Annotated in this window: 16 protein-coding genes; 15 read left to right on the top strand and 1 reads right to left on the bottom strand. The window is 40.5% G+C overall.

Annotation, left to right across the window (positions count from 1 at the left end; genetic code table 11):
* Genes BDR01S_RS00175 through BDR01S_RS00125 form a run of 11 tightly spaced genes read left to right on the top strand, consistent with a single transcriptional unit; the run spans position 1 to position 9,088 of the window.
* Complete coding sequence (locus tag BDR01S_RS00175) at positions 1–1,467, top strand: heme ABC transporter ATP-binding protein (RefSeq protein WP_066253569.1); 1,467 nt, start codon at positions 1–3, stop codon at positions 1,465–1,467.
* Positions 1,464–2,447: an adenosylcobinamide-phosphate synthase CbiB gene (cbiB, locus tag BDR01S_RS00170; RefSeq protein WP_066253573.1), complete on the top strand. Its 984-nt coding sequence runs from the start codon at positions 1,464–1,466 to the stop codon at positions 2,445–2,447. Before BDR01S_RS00175 ends, cbiB begins: the two co-directional genes overlap by 4 nt.
* Complete coding sequence (gene cobD / locus BDR01S_RS00165; protein WP_066253576.1) at positions 2,404–3,501, top strand: threonine-phosphate decarboxylase CobD; 1,098 nt, start codon at positions 2,404–2,406, stop codon at positions 3,499–3,501. Before cbiB ends, cobD begins: the two co-directional genes overlap by 44 nt.
* Positions 3,462–4,034, top strand: coding sequence for a bifunctional adenosylcobinamide kinase/adenosylcobinamide-phosphate guanylyltransferase (locus BDR01S_RS00160; RefSeq protein ID WP_066253579.1), 573 nt, complete (start codon positions 3,462–3,464; stop codon positions 4,032–4,034). The genes cobD and BDR01S_RS00160 overlap by 40 nt, the downstream gene beginning before the upstream one ends.
* Positions 4,031–5,536 carry a cobyric acid synthase gene (locus BDR01S_RS00155; RefSeq protein WP_066253584.1) on the top strand — a complete coding sequence of 502 codons (1,506 nt, stop codon included), beginning with the start codon at positions 4,031–4,033 and terminating at the stop codon, positions 5,534–5,536. The genes BDR01S_RS00160 and BDR01S_RS00155 overlap by 4 nt, the downstream gene beginning before the upstream one ends.
* The gene (cobS, locus tag BDR01S_RS00150; protein WP_066253587.1) at positions 5,536–6,324 is read left to right on the top strand and encodes an adenosylcobinamide-GDP ribazoletransferase; all 789 of its coding nucleotides are present in this window, start codon (positions 5,536–5,538) and stop codon (positions 6,322–6,324) included. The genes BDR01S_RS00155 and cobS overlap by 1 nt, the downstream gene beginning before the upstream one ends.
* Entirely contained in the window at positions 6,282–6,893 is a 612-nt protein-coding gene (locus BDR01S_RS00145; RefSeq protein ID WP_066253590.1) for a histidine phosphatase family protein, read from the top strand. The genes cobS and BDR01S_RS00145 overlap by 43 nt, the downstream gene beginning before the upstream one ends.
* Positions 6,845–7,279, top strand: a complete 435-nt coding sequence (locus BDR01S_RS00140; protein WP_066253593.1) for a bifunctional adenosylcobinamide kinase/adenosylcobinamide-phosphate guanylyltransferase — start codon at positions 6,845–6,847, stop codon at positions 7,277–7,279. The genes BDR01S_RS00145 and BDR01S_RS00140 overlap by 49 nt, the downstream gene beginning before the upstream one ends.
* A 15-nt stretch (positions 7,280–7,294) precedes the next feature.
* On the top strand, positions 7,295–7,879 hold the full coding sequence (locus tag BDR01S_RS00135; protein WP_066253595.1) for a cob(I)yrinic acid a,c-diamide adenosyltransferase: 585 nt from the start codon (positions 7,295–7,297) through the stop codon (positions 7,877–7,879).
* 1 nt (position 7,880) lies between these two features.
* Complete coding sequence (locus BDR01S_RS00130; protein WP_066253597.1) at positions 7,881–8,375, top strand: ECF transporter S component; 495 nt, start codon at positions 7,881–7,883, stop codon at positions 8,373–8,375.
* Entirely contained in the window at positions 8,372–9,088 is a 717-nt protein-coding gene (locus BDR01S_RS00125) for an ATP-binding protein (protein ID WP_066253599.1), read from the top strand. Before BDR01S_RS00130 ends, BDR01S_RS00125 begins: the two co-directional genes overlap by 4 nt.
* A 22-nt stretch (positions 9,089–9,110) precedes the next feature.
* Here the strand turns inward: BDR01S_RS00125 and BDR01S_RS00120 are convergent, their stop codons facing one another.
* Positions 9,111–11,204 carry a transglycosylase domain-containing protein gene (locus BDR01S_RS00120; protein WP_066253602.1) on the bottom strand — a complete coding sequence of 698 codons (2,094 nt, stop codon included), beginning with the start codon at positions 11,202–11,204 and terminating at the stop codon, positions 9,111–9,113.
* A gap of 220 nt (positions 11,205–11,424) precedes the next feature.
* Here BDR01S_RS00120 and BDR01S_RS00115 point away from each other — a divergent pair, with 220 nt between their 5' ends.
* The 4 genes from BDR01S_RS00115 to BDR01S_RS00100 all read left to right on the top strand — a co-directional run bounded on the left by BDR01S_RS00115 (position 11,425) and on the right by BDR01S_RS00100 (position 15,178).
* The gene (locus BDR01S_RS00115; RefSeq protein WP_066253603.1) at positions 11,425–12,114 is read left to right on the top strand and encodes an ABC transporter ATP-binding protein; all 690 of its coding nucleotides are present in this window, start codon (positions 11,425–11,427) and stop codon (positions 12,112–12,114) included.
* Entirely contained in the window at positions 12,111–13,463 is a 1,353-nt protein-coding gene (locus BDR01S_RS00110; protein WP_066253608.1) for an ABC transporter permease, read from the top strand. The genes BDR01S_RS00115 and BDR01S_RS00110 overlap by 4 nt, the downstream gene beginning before the upstream one ends.
* 102 nt (positions 13,464–13,565) lie before the next feature.
* Complete coding sequence (locus tag BDR01S_RS00105; RefSeq protein ID WP_066259934.1) at positions 13,566–13,832, top strand: phage holin; 267 nt, start codon at positions 13,566–13,568, stop codon at positions 13,830–13,832.
* Positions 13,833–13,957: 125 nt separating this feature from the next.
* Positions 13,958–15,178, top strand: a complete 1,221-nt coding sequence (locus BDR01S_RS00100; RefSeq protein ID WP_066253610.1) for an MDR family MFS transporter — start codon at positions 13,958–13,960, stop codon at positions 15,176–15,178.
* Positions 15,179–15,615 lie beyond the last annotated feature (437 nt).

The raw sequence follows: 15,615 nt of genomic DNA, 5'->3' as shown, positions 1-15,615 counted from the left end.
ATGCTCGACGTTCAACAGGTTTCCGGTGGATACTCAAGTGAAGCCGTTCTGAAAGATATTTCCTTTACCGTGGAAAAGGGAGAATTATTTGGGATATTAGGACCAAATGGAAGTGGTAAGACAACTCTTTTGAAAATGCTCAGTGGAATTTTACCGTTCCAAGAAGGGGAGATTGTGATCAATGGAAAATCGCTCCAAGAATATAAGGCTAAGCAGCTAGCAAAGATTATCGCTGTTCTTTCCCAGCATTCATCACAGTCTTTCTCCTATACGGTAAAAGAAACCGTCTCCCTCGGCCGTTATGCCCACCAAAAGGGTTTGTTCCAAACTTGGAGTACCGCCGATGAAGAGGTCGTGCAAAAAGTAATGAATCAAATAGGTGTATCCAGATTCCAAAATAAAAATATTCAGGAGTTATCAGGCGGGGAAAAACAACGAGTATTTCTCGCTCAAGCGCTTGCCCAAGAACCTGAGATTCTCTTATTAGATGAACCCACGAATCATTTGGATCTATCGTACCAAAAGGAATTGCTTGATTTCTTAAAACAATGGACTTCAGAAAATGGGTTAACCGTCATCTCTATTTTTCATGATTTAAACCTAGCGGGTCTGTATTGTGACCGACTTCTCCTCCTTGAAAATGGACGGATTAATATTGATCAGATTCCTAATGAAGTTCTTCGGGAAGAACGAATAAGAGACGTGTACCATACAGACATTCAAAAACATCCTCATCCTAAAGTGGCTGCACCGCAAATGGTCTTACTTCCTAAAAGGAATTGCGAGGTTGTCAATTTTAACATAGATGAGACGAGGTTACATATTTCGGAAGAATGGATCGAGCTAACAACGCCTATTCCATTAAGGACCATGTCATCTGGGGTCATTGGTTCGGGAACAGGGTGGCACCAAATATTTGTCAATCGACATGTTCACAAGGATTACAGCTGTAGTAACCATCGAGCAGAAATGGCCTCATTTTTAAAATCAAAGGGATTTGAACCATCGGAAACCGTTGGGATGATGACAGCCGTCGTCCTTGAAGATGTGGTCTACAAACGATTTATAGAAGAAGAATTCTCCATCTTTGTTGTGGTAACGGCAGGGGTGGGAAATGCAATTGATGCGTCTAAAGGTGAACAGCATTCATTCGAAATGACACCTGGCACGATTAATACTTGGGTTTTTGTGACCGGCGAGCTAACAGAAGAAGCTTTTATCCAAAGTATCATGACCGCAACAGAAGCGAAGGTAAAGGCATTGAATGATTTAAAGGTAAAAGATGAAGTGACAGGAACGATCGCTTCTGGAACCTCAACCGATAGTATTTTAATTGCTGCTACTCAAACGGGAGCAGTGCTTGAATTTGCAGGAACGATTACCCCATTAGGAAAGCTCATCGGTAAAGCAGTTTATCTGTGCACGACAGAAGCAATTCAAAAATCAAGTAAAAGGAAAAGAAAATGATTGTCAATCATTTAATCGCAATTTCAGTTGCATATATTTTGGACATGATTATTGGAGATCCACCTAATTGGTCTCATCCAGTCAGATGGATAGGTACGATGATTACATTTTTTGAAAAACGTTGGAATAAGGGTAAGTTTAAACGATGGAAAGGGTTGGGCATGCTCCTTTTTATTTTACTCTCTGTTTATATCATTGTGTTGGTTTTACTAGTAACAGGATATGGGATTCATCCAATTGTCGGGGTACTAGTAGAAAGTATCATTATTTCTACCACGATTGCCCAAAAAAGCTTGAAGGGAGCGTCACTGGAGGTTTATCGGCCATTATTAGCAGGGGACCTTACTGATGCCAGGCTAAAACTATCGTATATTGTGGGACGGGATACTGAAAACCTCGCTGAAGGCGAAATAGCACGAGGAACGATTGAAACGGTTGCCGAAAATACAAGTGATGGGGTAACTGCCCCGATGTTTTGGGCGCTGATAGGTGGAGCTCCGCTTGCGATGGTTTACCGTGCAGCAAATACATGTGACTCGATGGTAGGCCACATGAATAATAGATATATAGAGTTTGGCTGGGCGTCTGCAAAATGGGATGATGTCATGAATTGGCTCCCCAGTCGATTAACTGGAATGATTATGCTACTCGGACAACGACCTGATTGCATTACATATAAAAAAGCGTGGACGATTTTGTTCCGCGATGCAAAAAAGCATCTGAGCCCAAATAGTGGCTGGGGGGAAGCGGCTGTTGCAGCAATTTTAGGGATACAGCTTGGTGGTATCAATTATTACCAAGGGATCGTTTCCAACCGAGCAAAAATGGGTGACCCCATTCGGTCCATCAAAGCCGAACATATCATCCAAGCTAATTACATTTTATGCAAAACGGTCTTTTTATTTTTACTACTTTTATGGACTGGGGGAATCCTCCTTGATTTGGCCGTCACATGGTTCGAATCCTCAATATTTATATAAAGCGATGGGACTAGCTCTCCCAAAGCAGTTTATTGATTTTAGCGCAAACATCAATCCACTTGGTCCGCCACCTGCTTTGAAAGAGAAGTGGCTGGATTTCTTTCACGAAATTAATGTTTACCCGGATCCGTTTGCAGCAAAGCTGAGGGACATAATTTCAAAATCAGAACAGGTACCGAATGAATCTATTTTTATTGGCAATGGCGGGGCAGAGCTCATTACCCTGGTTGCTCGAATGCTTGCCGGAAAAAAAGTCGTCATCGTGGAACCAACATTTACAGAATACGAAGAAGCATGTCGGGCAAATTCATGTGAAATTATCTACCATCAATTAATAGAGCCTAATTTTGAATTGAACACTGCCGATTTACACATGAGTCTTCTGGATGCGGATGCCTTGTTTTTGTGTAACCCTAACAATCCAACAGGCATCCAGTATTCTGCGTCAACAATTATCTCGATTGTAGAGGAATGTGAACAACGAGATTGCTTAGTCATTTTGGATGAGGCATTTTTCGATTTTTTAATAGAATATGAATCACTAGTTCCATATATAAACAAATTTTCAAATTTGATTATCATCCGCTCGCTAACCAAGATGTTTGCAATCCCAGGAATTCGTTTGGGATATTTAATAGCTCCACCTGCACTTGTTTCAGAACTTAGCAAATGGCAATCACATTGGAGTGTCAATACGATCGCACTGCTGGCAGGGGAACTTTGTCTGCAATCCGGATCTTTTATGATAGAAACACAAGAATATATCTGTAATGAGCGAAGACGGCTTTTTTCCTTTTTTATTAAAAATGAATTTGTAGTTTCGTCGTCTCGTGTTAATTTCTACCTATTACAGGACCCGCTTTTACCGGATCAATTCTCATTGTTTGAGTTTCTTCTTCATCAAGGCATTATTCCACGCCATACCTTTAATTTCCCCGGCTTAGAGGGAAGATGGCTGCGTTTTGCTATAAAAGGTCATGAAGACAATAATCAACTAATGGAGGTGTTAACACATTGGCGACACCATCATTCATCTTCATCACAGGTGGAGTAAGAAGCGGAAAGAGCAGTTTTGCAGAGAGGAAAGCAGTCGAAATTGCAAGTAAAACTGGAGGCAGACTTAACTATTTGGCAACTGGTGTTGTTTCGGATCCAGAAATGAAGGAACGAATTGAAAAACACCAACATGATCGATTATCAGGAGCTTATCTTTGGAAAACATATGAACGGTCTGTACAAATTGGTAGGCTGGCTGAAGAGTTCAATGCCAAAGATGTCGTTTTACTAGATTGTGTCACCACACTATTAAATAATGAATTGTTTTCTTTTGAGCAAAAGTGGGAGGAACAGTTTTTAGAAACCGTCAAAGATAATATTATAACGGGCATTTCATCCATTAAAAATTGTGCCGGGCTCCTGATTGTTGTCAGTAATGAAGTTTTAAACGAACCTGTAGTTAGCAATGAAATGGTATTCACGTATGGACGTTTGCTAGGACAAATTCATCAGGATTTGGTCAAGGAAGCAGACCAAGTGTTTTTAGTAGAAGCAGGGATTCCAATTGGAATGAAGGGAGTCCTACGATGAAAGGAATCATGATTCAGGGAACAGCTTCAGATGTGGGGAAAAGTCTGATCGTCACCGCGATGTGTCGAATCCTTGCCGATGAGGGAGTCAGAGTTACCCCATTTAAATCGCAGAACATGTCCAATAACTCTTACGTGACAAGAGATGGAAAAGAAATCGGCAGGGCGCAAGGGATTCAAGCGGAAGCAGCTCGAGTGGAGCCTTCTGTTTGGATGAATCCAATTCTATTAAAGCCGCGGTCAGATCAGCACGCCGAAATTGTTTATCTGGGAAAAGCACTCGCAACCCTTTCAGGGCGCAGGTATCGAGATCACTTCTATGAGCAAGGGTTAGCCGTAATTCAGCAATCACTCCGCCACCTTTCTGAAGAATTTGATGTGGTCGTGATTGAAGGGGCAGGCAGTCCGGTTGAAATCAATTTAAAGGATCGAGAATTGGTCAATATGAAGGTGGCCGAACTAGCAGATGTCCCAGTTATCTTAGTTGCTGATATCGATCGCGGGGGAGTGTTTGCCAGTATTATTGGTACGCTTGACCTTTTGGAATCGAATGAAAGGCAAAGAGTGATTGGTATAATTATCAATAAATTCCGCGGTGATATCACCTTATTTGAAGATGGAGTTCAATGGCTCGAAGAGAGGACAGGTGTCCCAGTATTAGGTATCTTGCCGTATGTGGAAAATCATATGATCGATGGGGAGGATTCCTTGTCGATTCGGACCCAATTTTCAAAACGCAATAACGGAGTTCTTGATATCGCCGTCATCCACCTGCCGTTTATTTCAAATTACAGTGATTTTGAGCCATTCTTATATGAAGAAGATGTGACGCTCCGCTGGGTCCATAATAAGAGTGAATTTGGGCAGCCCGATGCGATCATTATTCCAGGGACTAAAAGTACTAGCAATGATATGACCCATTTAAGAGAAAATCAGTTAGACATTCTAGTCCAAAACCATATTGCAAATGGCGGTTATGTTGTTGGAATCTGCGGGGGCTATCAAATCCTTGGTGAGGAAATGATCGATAAAGAAGGTTCTGACACTGGAATACCGAACCACAAGGTAAAGGGGTTAGCGATTATCCCCGCAACAACCACTTTTTATAAAGAAAAAGAAACAAATCAAGTTATTGCCAAGTATCACCATGCTACTGGATTGAGATCCAATCAGCCCTTAGAAGGCTATGAGATCCATTTAGGAAAAATGATCTTTTCAAAAGAAGTCTGTCCGTTTTTAACATTAGCGAATGGGTTGGAAGATGGCTATTTCGGAAATGACGGTCAAATTATTGGGACATATCTTCACCATCTTTTTCATAATGATGAGTGGAGAAATCAATGGTTAAACATGATTCGGAAAAAGAAAGGACTGCCCTACGAAAAGATTCGTTCCATTAGCGAGTATAAAGACAAACGCTTTGATTTGATCGCTGCAGAAATGAAAAGTCATCTAAGATGGGATCTCATTAAGAAAATCATCGATCAATGGGGTTCAAAATGATGAAGTTCTTTATAGGTTTTTTAATAGATATTCAATTTTTTACGGCTATCCCAATCAGATTAGAATTGCCAATGGATAAAGAACATCTAAAAAAGGCAGTGCAGGCCTTTCCACTAGTAGGATTAATGCAAGGAATCATTTATGCAGCTGTATTGTACCTGTCCATTGAATTTACTCCTTTTTCTCATCTTGCTGCAGCTTTCTTGTTGTGGCTGGCTACGATTCTCTTAACGGGAGGAATTCATCTAGATGGCTGGATGGATGCCAGTGATGCTTATTTTTCCTATCAAGACCAGGGGAAAAGACTTGAAATCATGAAGGATCCGAGAACAGGTGCTTTCGGTGTTTTATCTATTCTTGTTTTATTAAGTTCTCGGTTTCTATTTATTTTTGAAAGTACAACGAATGTTGAAAACCTTCAATGGCTCATGATTGCAGCCATTCCGTTTTTGAGTAAAAGTGTCATGGGAGTGATGCTCTTAACGGTGAAGGCTGCAAAAAATGAGGGGCTCGGCTCATTGTTCCAGAATGCTGCGAAACCGAAGTCGCTTTGGCCGTATCCGATTTACTTGGTTAGTTTTCTAGTAATCGTTAGTTTATTAATAAAAGAATTCTTCATCATCGCTTTATTGATCTTGGTTGCAGTCTGTTGCTTATTCCTTTTTCGTCGTAAAGCTCTCAAATGGTTTGGCGGAATTACGGGGGATGTCTTAGGGGCTGCGGTGGAAGGGACTGAGTTACTTCTATGGATGACCGTGTGGTTATTGCATTATTTCGTCATGGTGTAACAGAGGAAAATAAACGAAAAGCCTATCTAGGCTGGAACGACTCACCCTTATGCCCTGGTTCAAACACAATTATGACTCCCAAGACCTATCAGCGCTATTTTTCAAGTGATTTGCAAAGATGTGTTCGAACGCTGGAAACGTTATTTCCAACAACAAGTCCCCATTTATTAAAAGAATTACGTGAGATGAACTTTGGTAAATGGGAAGGGAAAACGTATGAAGACTTGAAAGAAAATCGCCTCTATCGCCATTGGCTAGATGATCCTTTTAATCATTTTCCGCCGCAAGGGGAATCATTTCATGAGTTCAGCACAAGGGTTGATTCAGGCTGGTCTAAGATTACCGAAGTGGTGCTGAACACAAACCTGCAGAGCTGTGCAGTGATTACCCATGGCGGGGTGATTCGCTATCTTTTATCTAGGTTTGCGCCAGAACATAAAGAATTTTGGGCCTGGCAGGCAACTCATGATCAAGGTTACGAACTGATATTTGATACAGAATCGCTAAGGAGGGGGAGACGATGCATTTTATTATTGGAGGTGCCTTTAACGGCAAACGGGCATGGGTAAAGAATGCCTACCAAGTTTTCGAGTACAATCATTGGGTATCAGCTTACGAAAACCAGCCACTTCCTAAAGATTTGAATGCTTTCGACCAGGATGTGGTGATCCTTGAGGGAGTGGAATTGTGGTTGAAAGATTTATCTGTGACATTGGCTGCCGATAAGTGTCGGGGAATCTGGGCTAATTGTATAGATAATTGGCTCACTTGGGAGCAAGCAGCGCTACATCGCCAATTAATTATCATTGGAACAGATATCACAAAAGGAATTGTTCCAGTCGAGGCAGAAAATAGACTGTGGCGGGATATTACCGGCTGGGCTTATCAAGATACCGCGGCCAAGTCAGAAAAAGTTGACGTTATTTGGTATGGTATAAATCAAACGATAAAGTAAAGGGGAATGGGACTAATGAGAATTTACACAAGAACAGGGGACAAAGGGAAAACAAGCATAATCGGTGGAAGGGTAGACAAAGATGATATTCGCGTAGAAGCATACGGAACAGTTGACGAGGTCAATTGCTTTGTCGGCCAAGTGATCCAAGAGCTGGACCAGGAATTATTCAATGATGTGCTAGCTGATCTTGAAAAAATCCAACATGAATTATTTGATTGTGGTGGTGACCTTGCCAATGTGACGGAGAAGCGCGAATCAAAACTTCACCAAGAATCGATTGATTACCTTGAAAAGAAAATAGATGAATATATTGAAGAAGCACCTGAGTTGGAGAGATTTATTTTACCAGGAGGAACTAAGCCATCGGCATCGATTCATATTGCCCGAACGGTAACTAGAAGAGCTGAAAGATTGGTAGTTAAATTAGTAAAGGCTGACCCAAAAACCTCTGAAATTGCACTGATGTACTTAAACCGTCTTTCAGATTATTTCTTTGCATTGGCAAGAGTCATAAACTATCGATTAAAAGTGAACGACGTAGAATATGTGCGCAGTGCAAAGGTGTTTAAGGATGGGAAGCGTAAGGAGGATAAGTAGCATGAAGGGAAAAATAGTAAGCGGACTCGCGATGTTAACGGCATTGTCTGTCGTCGGTGCGATGATAAAGATTCCGGCCATTGTCGGCAGTGTCGCATTGGACGTATTTCCTGCGCTTTTAGCCGCCGTCCTTTTTGGTGCCGGTGCCGGAGCGGTTGTGGGTGCATTTGGCCATTTACTATCTGCATTGGCTGGTGGATTCCCATTAGGACCGATGCACTTTTTAATAGCTGTCGAAATGGCCGTGCTGGTTTGGGTGTTTGGACGTCTTTATAAAAACAATAAATGGATAGCAAGTACGCTTTTTATTATTGGGAATTCATTTGTAGCCCCCATCCCATTTATTTTTTTAATGAACACAGGTTTTTATTTGGGGATCGTCCCTTCACTGCTCATCGGTTCGATCATTAATACAATTATTGCATTGATAGCAATACCACGGCTTGCATCCCTCGTCACGCATCGTCAAATATCAAAGGGAGATGTGAAACAATGAGGGATATACTAACCATTCCTTTTAATGAGGTGGACTCCCTCATTATTGCCTGTGATAATAGTGGTGCGATTGGAATGAAGGAAGACGATCTTGTTCAGGTTCCTTACGAAACAGTTGCTTATTATGCATTTAGAGTTGCTGTTATGGAGTGTATCGCGGCAGGAGGGGAACCTATTGCAGTGTTGCTCCACAATTTTTGTGGAAATGAACCATGGGATGAACTAGTTAGTGGTATAGAAAAGGGGATGGCCGAACTCAAGTTATTTGATGTAAGGATATCTGGTAGTACAGAAAGTAACTTTTCACTTCTGCAATCTGCCGTTGGATTAGTTGTTCTCGGGAAAAAGTCAATCGCTCCAACAACAGAGATAACATACTCTAATCAATTAAAATTTGCCGTTATAGGTAGACCGCTGGTTGGAAACGAAGTGATTGAACTTAAGGAAGATGTGGTCCCACTTTCCGTTTTTCAAGAGGTATCCAAAGTAAATGATGTGATGATTTGGCCGGTTGGTTCCAAAGGGATTTTAAATGAAATCAATCAGATGTTTTCTAATCAAGAATTTTCACAAGAAATGATCATCTCAAACGTGGATATTTTAAAATCTGCAGGTCCATCAACATGCTTTTTGACTGTTTTCCAATCAGAACAAGAAGAAACAATACAAAAAATCACAGGGAGCTTTTATCACTCCCTGCAAATAGAAAAATAGCACCGCATTGGTGCTATTTTTTTTACTTCTGAAATCTTTCTATGAGTAAATTAACGCCCTTACCAAGCTTATACAAAGCTGAATCAAGACTTTTTTTCCAGCCGGGAGCATTTGCTTTAATTGATTTCCCAATCTGCTGTGCATTTTCATTTAATTCTTTGCTAATCTTCTTCGCTTGTTCATTGATGCTTATCATTGGAGAGGCTTTCCCAGAAAGCTGCGCATTAATGGATGCAGCTGCAAAAGATTCTTTAGGAAGATGCTGAGTAGACTCCTTCATTATCTCCTTGAAAATCGGAACCACATTGGCCGAACTCGAACTTGGCAGGTAATGTTCTCGGTCGGTTTGGTCAAACCCCATCCAGATGGCTCCGACAAGATTAGGTGTATAGCCGACCATCCATTGATCCTTTGTCCCACTAATATCATTATAAGGTAACTGCGTGGATCCCGTTTTTCCTGCAAGCTGCACGCCGGGGATATGCGCCCGCTTACCAGTACCTGATTCGACGACATTTAAGAGCATCGATGTCATCTCATCTGTGACCCCTTTGGAGGTTACTTTTGTCGTTTTTGCTTTATGCTCGGCGAGGACATTCCCAGTAGGTCCGACTATTTTCGTAATGAAGTGGCTGTCTTCCCGCTTGCCTCCATTGGGGAAAGCTGAAAAAGCGTTAGCCATTTGCAGAGGGGAGACCCCCTTACTCATCCCGCCAAGTGCGATTGCTAGGTTTCTATCTTCTTTTTCAACAGGGATGCCAAACCTCTTTAATGAATCGATCCCCTTATTTAAGCCAATCTCATTTAACAGCCATACGGCCGGAATATTTAAGGACTTCTCAAGGGCCTTGTACATTTCAACTTTTCCAGAATAGGTTCTTGAGAAATTTTCCGGTTTGTAATTTCCAAAGGTAATTGGTTTATCGGAAAGCTCCGATGAATACTTGTAACCTTCTTCAAGGGCAGGTGTATAAACTGCCAGTGGTTTGATTGTTGACCCTGGCTGTGCCCTTAATTGCGTAGCCCGGTTAAAGCCTCGGAATACATGCTCGCCGCGGCCGCCTACAAGGGCACTCACGCCTCCGGAAGCGGGATCCATTAAAACGGAGCCACTTTGAACAAGTTCTCCACCTCTACTGCGGGGGAACAAGTAATCTTCACTATAGACCTTTTCAAGACCAGACTGAAGATTTTGATCCATGGCTGTGTAAATTCGATAGCCTCTTGTTAAAATTTCTTCCTGAGTTAGGCCATATTTATTAATCGCTTCATTTAAAACAGCATCCACATAATAAGGGTATTTTCGCTCGACAAAGCTCCCACCGCCATCATGTAGGTGAATCTTTTCTTTTTTAGCCTTGGCATACTGAGACTGATTAATCATCCCTAGTTCTTTCATTTTTGCTAATACAGTATTTCGTCTCTTCATGGCTAAATCATAGTTATTATAGGGATCAAGGTAATTCGGTGAATGCAGCAATCCAGCAAGCATCGCTGCCTCGCTTACCGTCACATCAGAAATATCTTTATCAAAATATTTTTTGGATGCATTGCTAATTCCCCAGGCACCGCTCCCGAAATAAACCTGATTGAGGTACATCTGCAAAATCTCATTTTTGGAATAAACCTTTTCAATTTTTACGGCTAAAAATAATTCCTCCGCTTTTCGTTTATAGGTTCGCTCCGGAGACAAGAGGGCATTCTTCGTTAACTGCTGAGTTAACGTACTGCCGCCGCCAGTAATCCTGCCTGCAAACAAGTTACTAAAAAAGGCACGGGCTATCCCTTTGATATCAAAGCCGCCATGCTGATAGAATCGTTCGTCTTCGATGGCTACAACAGCATTTGGGACATATTTTGGCAAGTCCTCAATTTTTATACCTTTCGTCCGATTAGTGGCGACATTACTCGCTATTTTTCCTTTTTTGTCATAAATAACCGTCGGCTGACTTAGGCCTTGCTTCAGTGATTCTACATTGGCGCGCATCGCAATCCAGCCAAAATAAAGGATGGTTGCTAAAACAACAACTAGGATGAGTAATAATAATATTTGAGTTAAATGTTTCTTTTTCCAGAAACGAACAAGCTTCTCCCAATATGGATGTAATTTCTCCATGTGATCTCCTTACTTTCAAAAAGTAATTTTCAATTCCTTTATTATAATTTTTATCAAACAAAAAGACTAGCAAAAGCCATTTGGCTTGTAATATTCCCTCTTGTAATACATTTAACTTAGAATCAGTCTACAAATTGTGAAAAAAATATTCAATTTGTGTAGGGTTTAGTAAAACGCCCATCGTCTATTAAGTGTAATGAATGGGAAACAGGAGGAAATTATGATTACGATTAAAAGTTTAAGCCATGATTTTGTGATTGGAAAAAAAGGAAGACAAACGATTATTCCAGTACTTAGAGATATTTCTTTCACGGTCGAGAAAGGCGAAATTGTTACCATTGTTGGCAGAAGTGGTTCCGGGAAATCGACGCTTCTCAATTTAGTAAGTGGATTCATCCATCCAAAAGAGGGCGAAATTTGGATAAGCGGGGAAAAGGTATCTGATCTGAATGAAACGAAATTTGCTGATTTCCGGATTAATAATCTTGGTTTTATTTTTCAAAGCTTTCAATTGATTCCAAGCATGACTGCTTTTCAAAATGTGGAACTGCCGTTGATATTAAAAGGTATTAACGAAAAGGAACGAAAGGTGCAAACTGAACAAATGCTTCAAAAAGTTGGCTTACTAGAGTACCAGGATCATTATCCTGGGGAGCTATCAGGCGGGCAGCAACAGCGGGTAAGTATCGCCCGGGCATTAATTGTTAATCCGCCGATTATTCTTGCCGATGAACCGACCGGCAGCCTTGATAGTGAAACAGAGGAAGAGTTATTGAAATTCATTAAAGAATTAAACAGGGATTTAGGGATCACGTTTTTAATTATCACACATGATGACAAAGTGGCTAATATCGGCAACCGCAAGATTGAATTAAAAGATGGCCGCATTGCCGAGGAGGTGTTGGTATGAAACTAAGAGATCAATTCCGTTTCGTCCGCCAGAATATGAAGAAAAATAGAACAAGAGTATTTATGACGATTCTAGCAACAGCAATGGGGTGTGCTTTCTTGATTGTGCTCGCCTCTGTCGGATTTGGACTCCAGAAATCGGTGGTAAAGGAAATTACTGAACGCAGGGTCATTACTCAAATTGATGTCCACGGTAAAGAAACAAAGGAACAAGGGATGTTTCGGCCTTTAAATGATAAAGATATTCAAATATTTGAAGAACTTAAAGACGTTAAATCGGTTACCAGACGGAAAATGTTACAGCAAGAAGGCACGTATTCGATTGGTAAGTACCAAGAAGGAACTCCAACGTTTGTAACTAATTTTCCTGCAGAGATTAAAGCTGGTTTCGAATTATCCGAGGGCACGTTTCCTAAGAGTAAATATGAAGTAGCAGTGGGCTATAACTTCCTCACCAATCTGGCAGACAAGGATGCTGGCGAGGATTTGTATGATGAAAAAGGACAGGTTAAAGCAGAGTATCTCTATAAAGGTAAATTACGTGGCAAGGAAATTAAATTAACCATCAGGCAGTTTAAAGCCGGAAAACAAATTGAAAAAACAATCCCATTGAAAGTGGTGGGCATTTCTACGAAGCCAACAAAAGAATGGGCACAGGATAGTAGTGTCTTTATTTCAGATGAGATGTTAACTGAAATTGAGAGGTTTACAGGGACACCAAAAGGCTACATGCTGGATGCAAATACCAATAAAGTACCTGATGACCTTGAGGTTAATAAAAATGCTTATGATGATGTGAAAATATACGCCAAAAACATGGAATCAGTCCAAAGGATCTCTGACCAATTAAAAGAGAAGAATTATGCGACTTACTCCGTTGTGAATGAACTAAAAGAAGTAAATATGGTGTTTATGATTGCTAAAGCAGGTCTTATATTTATTGGGACGATCGCTATTCTCATAGCATCTATTGGAATTTACAATACGATGACGATGGCGGTGACTGAAAGGGCCCCTGATATTGGGATAATGAAAGCAATAGGTGCCAGTCCAAAAACGATTAAGCGGATTTTTCTGCTTGAAAGCAGTTATATAGGGCTGATTGGCGCACTCATTGGTACGGTGGTTTCCTATGGAATCAGCTACACAGTTAATTTTGCGATTCCATTAATTATTAAACAAGCATTTGGCCAAGAAACGGACTTAAATTTAATATTTAGCGACATCCCGCCTATTTTACCCATCATTTGTATTGTGATTTGTTATAGTGTTACGATCATTTCAGGATTGCGCCCAGCACAGCGGGCCACTAAGGTTGACGTATTAAAAGCAATGCGAAGAGAAGTCTAAGGATATAAAAGATAAACAGATGATATTAGCGGACAACCATTTCCTCGTCCGAGCATATGTTAATAGAAAGATTGTTTAACATAAAGGAGAGGGATGGGGAAGATGATCAACTGGAAAGTAAGATTAAAAAACCGGAACTGGATTATCGCGTGTATATCTCAAATCATGATTGTGGCTCAAATGGTGTTAGCGTGTTTAAATTCCTTTGGAATCATAGATTTTCAACTCACTGATGCGATTCAGAATGGTGTGTTAACGTTCGTAAATGCAGTCTTTGTTTTGATGTCTATGTTAGGAATGGTACAGGATCCAACGACGAAGGGCTACGCGGACAGTGAACGAGCATTAACATACAAGAATCCAAACTAAATTAGCGAAGTCAGTTCCGTATTGGAACTGGCTTTTTTCTGCAAAAGAGTAAGAAGATTCTTTACATTATCCATATAAATTGTTTTACTAGATATTGACAAAAAAAATCTGAGAGGCATACATATATGGCAAAAGTTAAGAACTACATCGGACAATTTCATCCGATCGTGTGGGTATTATTAATTGGAACGGTTTTATCAAGGGGCGCTTCTTTTATGACGCTTCCTTTTTTATCAATCTACTTATCTAGGCATATGGATTTATCTCCTATCGTCATCGGATTAACCGTTGGGATGAGTCCGTTAATGGGAACGGTTGGAGGGTTTATTGGCGGTCATTTATCGGACCGGTTTGGACGTAAACCTGTGATGCTGATATCTTTGTTAATGGTAGCACTTGTTTATTATGGATTTACTGTTGCTACTGGGCAGGGTTGGTTTATCCTATTAAACGCATTAAATGGGCTTTGCAATTCATTTTTTGAACCAACATCACAAGCTTTAATGGCCGATTTGACAGATAAAGAAAAGCGGATGAAAGTATATTCTTTACGATATACAGCGTTGAATATTGGTGCATCCGTTGGTCCGCTTGCTGGTGCCTATTTGGCTAGTACATCTGCAAAGTTATCCTTTGCGATAACTGGCACCACCTATTTATTTTATGCCATTGTGCTGGTATTCCTAATGAAGAAACTAGTCTTACCTCAAGCGGGAATAAACAAAAGGGTTGTCTCTTTTGGTGATGCTTTTACGATCATAAGGACAGATAAAGCACTTAGGTTTCTAATCCTTGGAATTATTTTAGTAAACATGGGTTATGTTCAAATTGACTCCAACTTACCGCAAATCCTAGAAGGAACTGTAGAAAATGGGATTGTCATTTTTTCGACACTGATCACGATTAATGCCGTGATGGTTGTTTTCCTACAAATGCCGATTAGCCATGTGGCCGAAAGATTCCGGCTAATGCACGTAATGGTTATCGGTGCCGTTTTTATGGCGGCTGGATTAGTCGTCTTCAGTTTTGTCAACGGCTGGGTAACTGCAATTCTGGCCATCGTGTTGTTAACAGTAGGTGAAATTTTAATTTTCCCTTCTAACAGTATGATGATTGACCAACTTGCCCCTGAACATTTGCGTGGGACCTATTTCGGTGCAGCACAATTCCGGAAGATTGGAAATTTCCTCGGACCAATTATCGGCGGGTACCTTTTAAGTCAGTTTCAAGGCCAAATCATGTTTTGGATTCTTGCTGTCACAACGATGGGAAGTGTGGTCTTCTTTACGGTTGGAAATAGGTTTTTTATCAACACCAAGCAACCCAACCTTGAAAAAACAATGTGAGTACTATAAATGCCTCTGGAGATCAAAACCAGAGGCATTTTTTCATCTTAAGATGTCTTCAATTTTTGCAAGGGTTTCTTTACTTAGTTTTACACCTGACACTTTTACGTTTTCTTCTAGTTGCTCTGGACGGCAGTTTCGTAACTCGAAATAAAAGGACTGTAAAATTTTCCTAAAGGCCCACAATTTAGAAATTCTTTGTTAAAATAAGAATATACAGATTGTTCATTGATGAACAGAGAATGATTTTGAATGTCCTTCCCCAGGTTTTTCGAATAAGATAAATTATCTGTTTGAAAAGGAGTCCTAAAAATGTGGTATTGGATAACTATTTCTATTTTATTTTTTATCATATTGTTAGTTGTTGAGGAATTTTTCTATTATTTTTGGAATCGCTATGTTTATGGTCCAAATATAAATAGGAAGAAACGATGGTG

It is taken from the genome of Neobacillus drentensis NBRC 102427, assembly GCF_001591445.1.
Taxonomy (GTDB): domain Bacteria; phylum Bacillota; class Bacilli; order Bacillales; family Cytobacillaceae; genus Neobacillus; species Neobacillus drentensis.
Note: the sequence above shows the minus strand (reverse complement) of the source record. Positions and strands in the feature narration are given on the sequence as shown.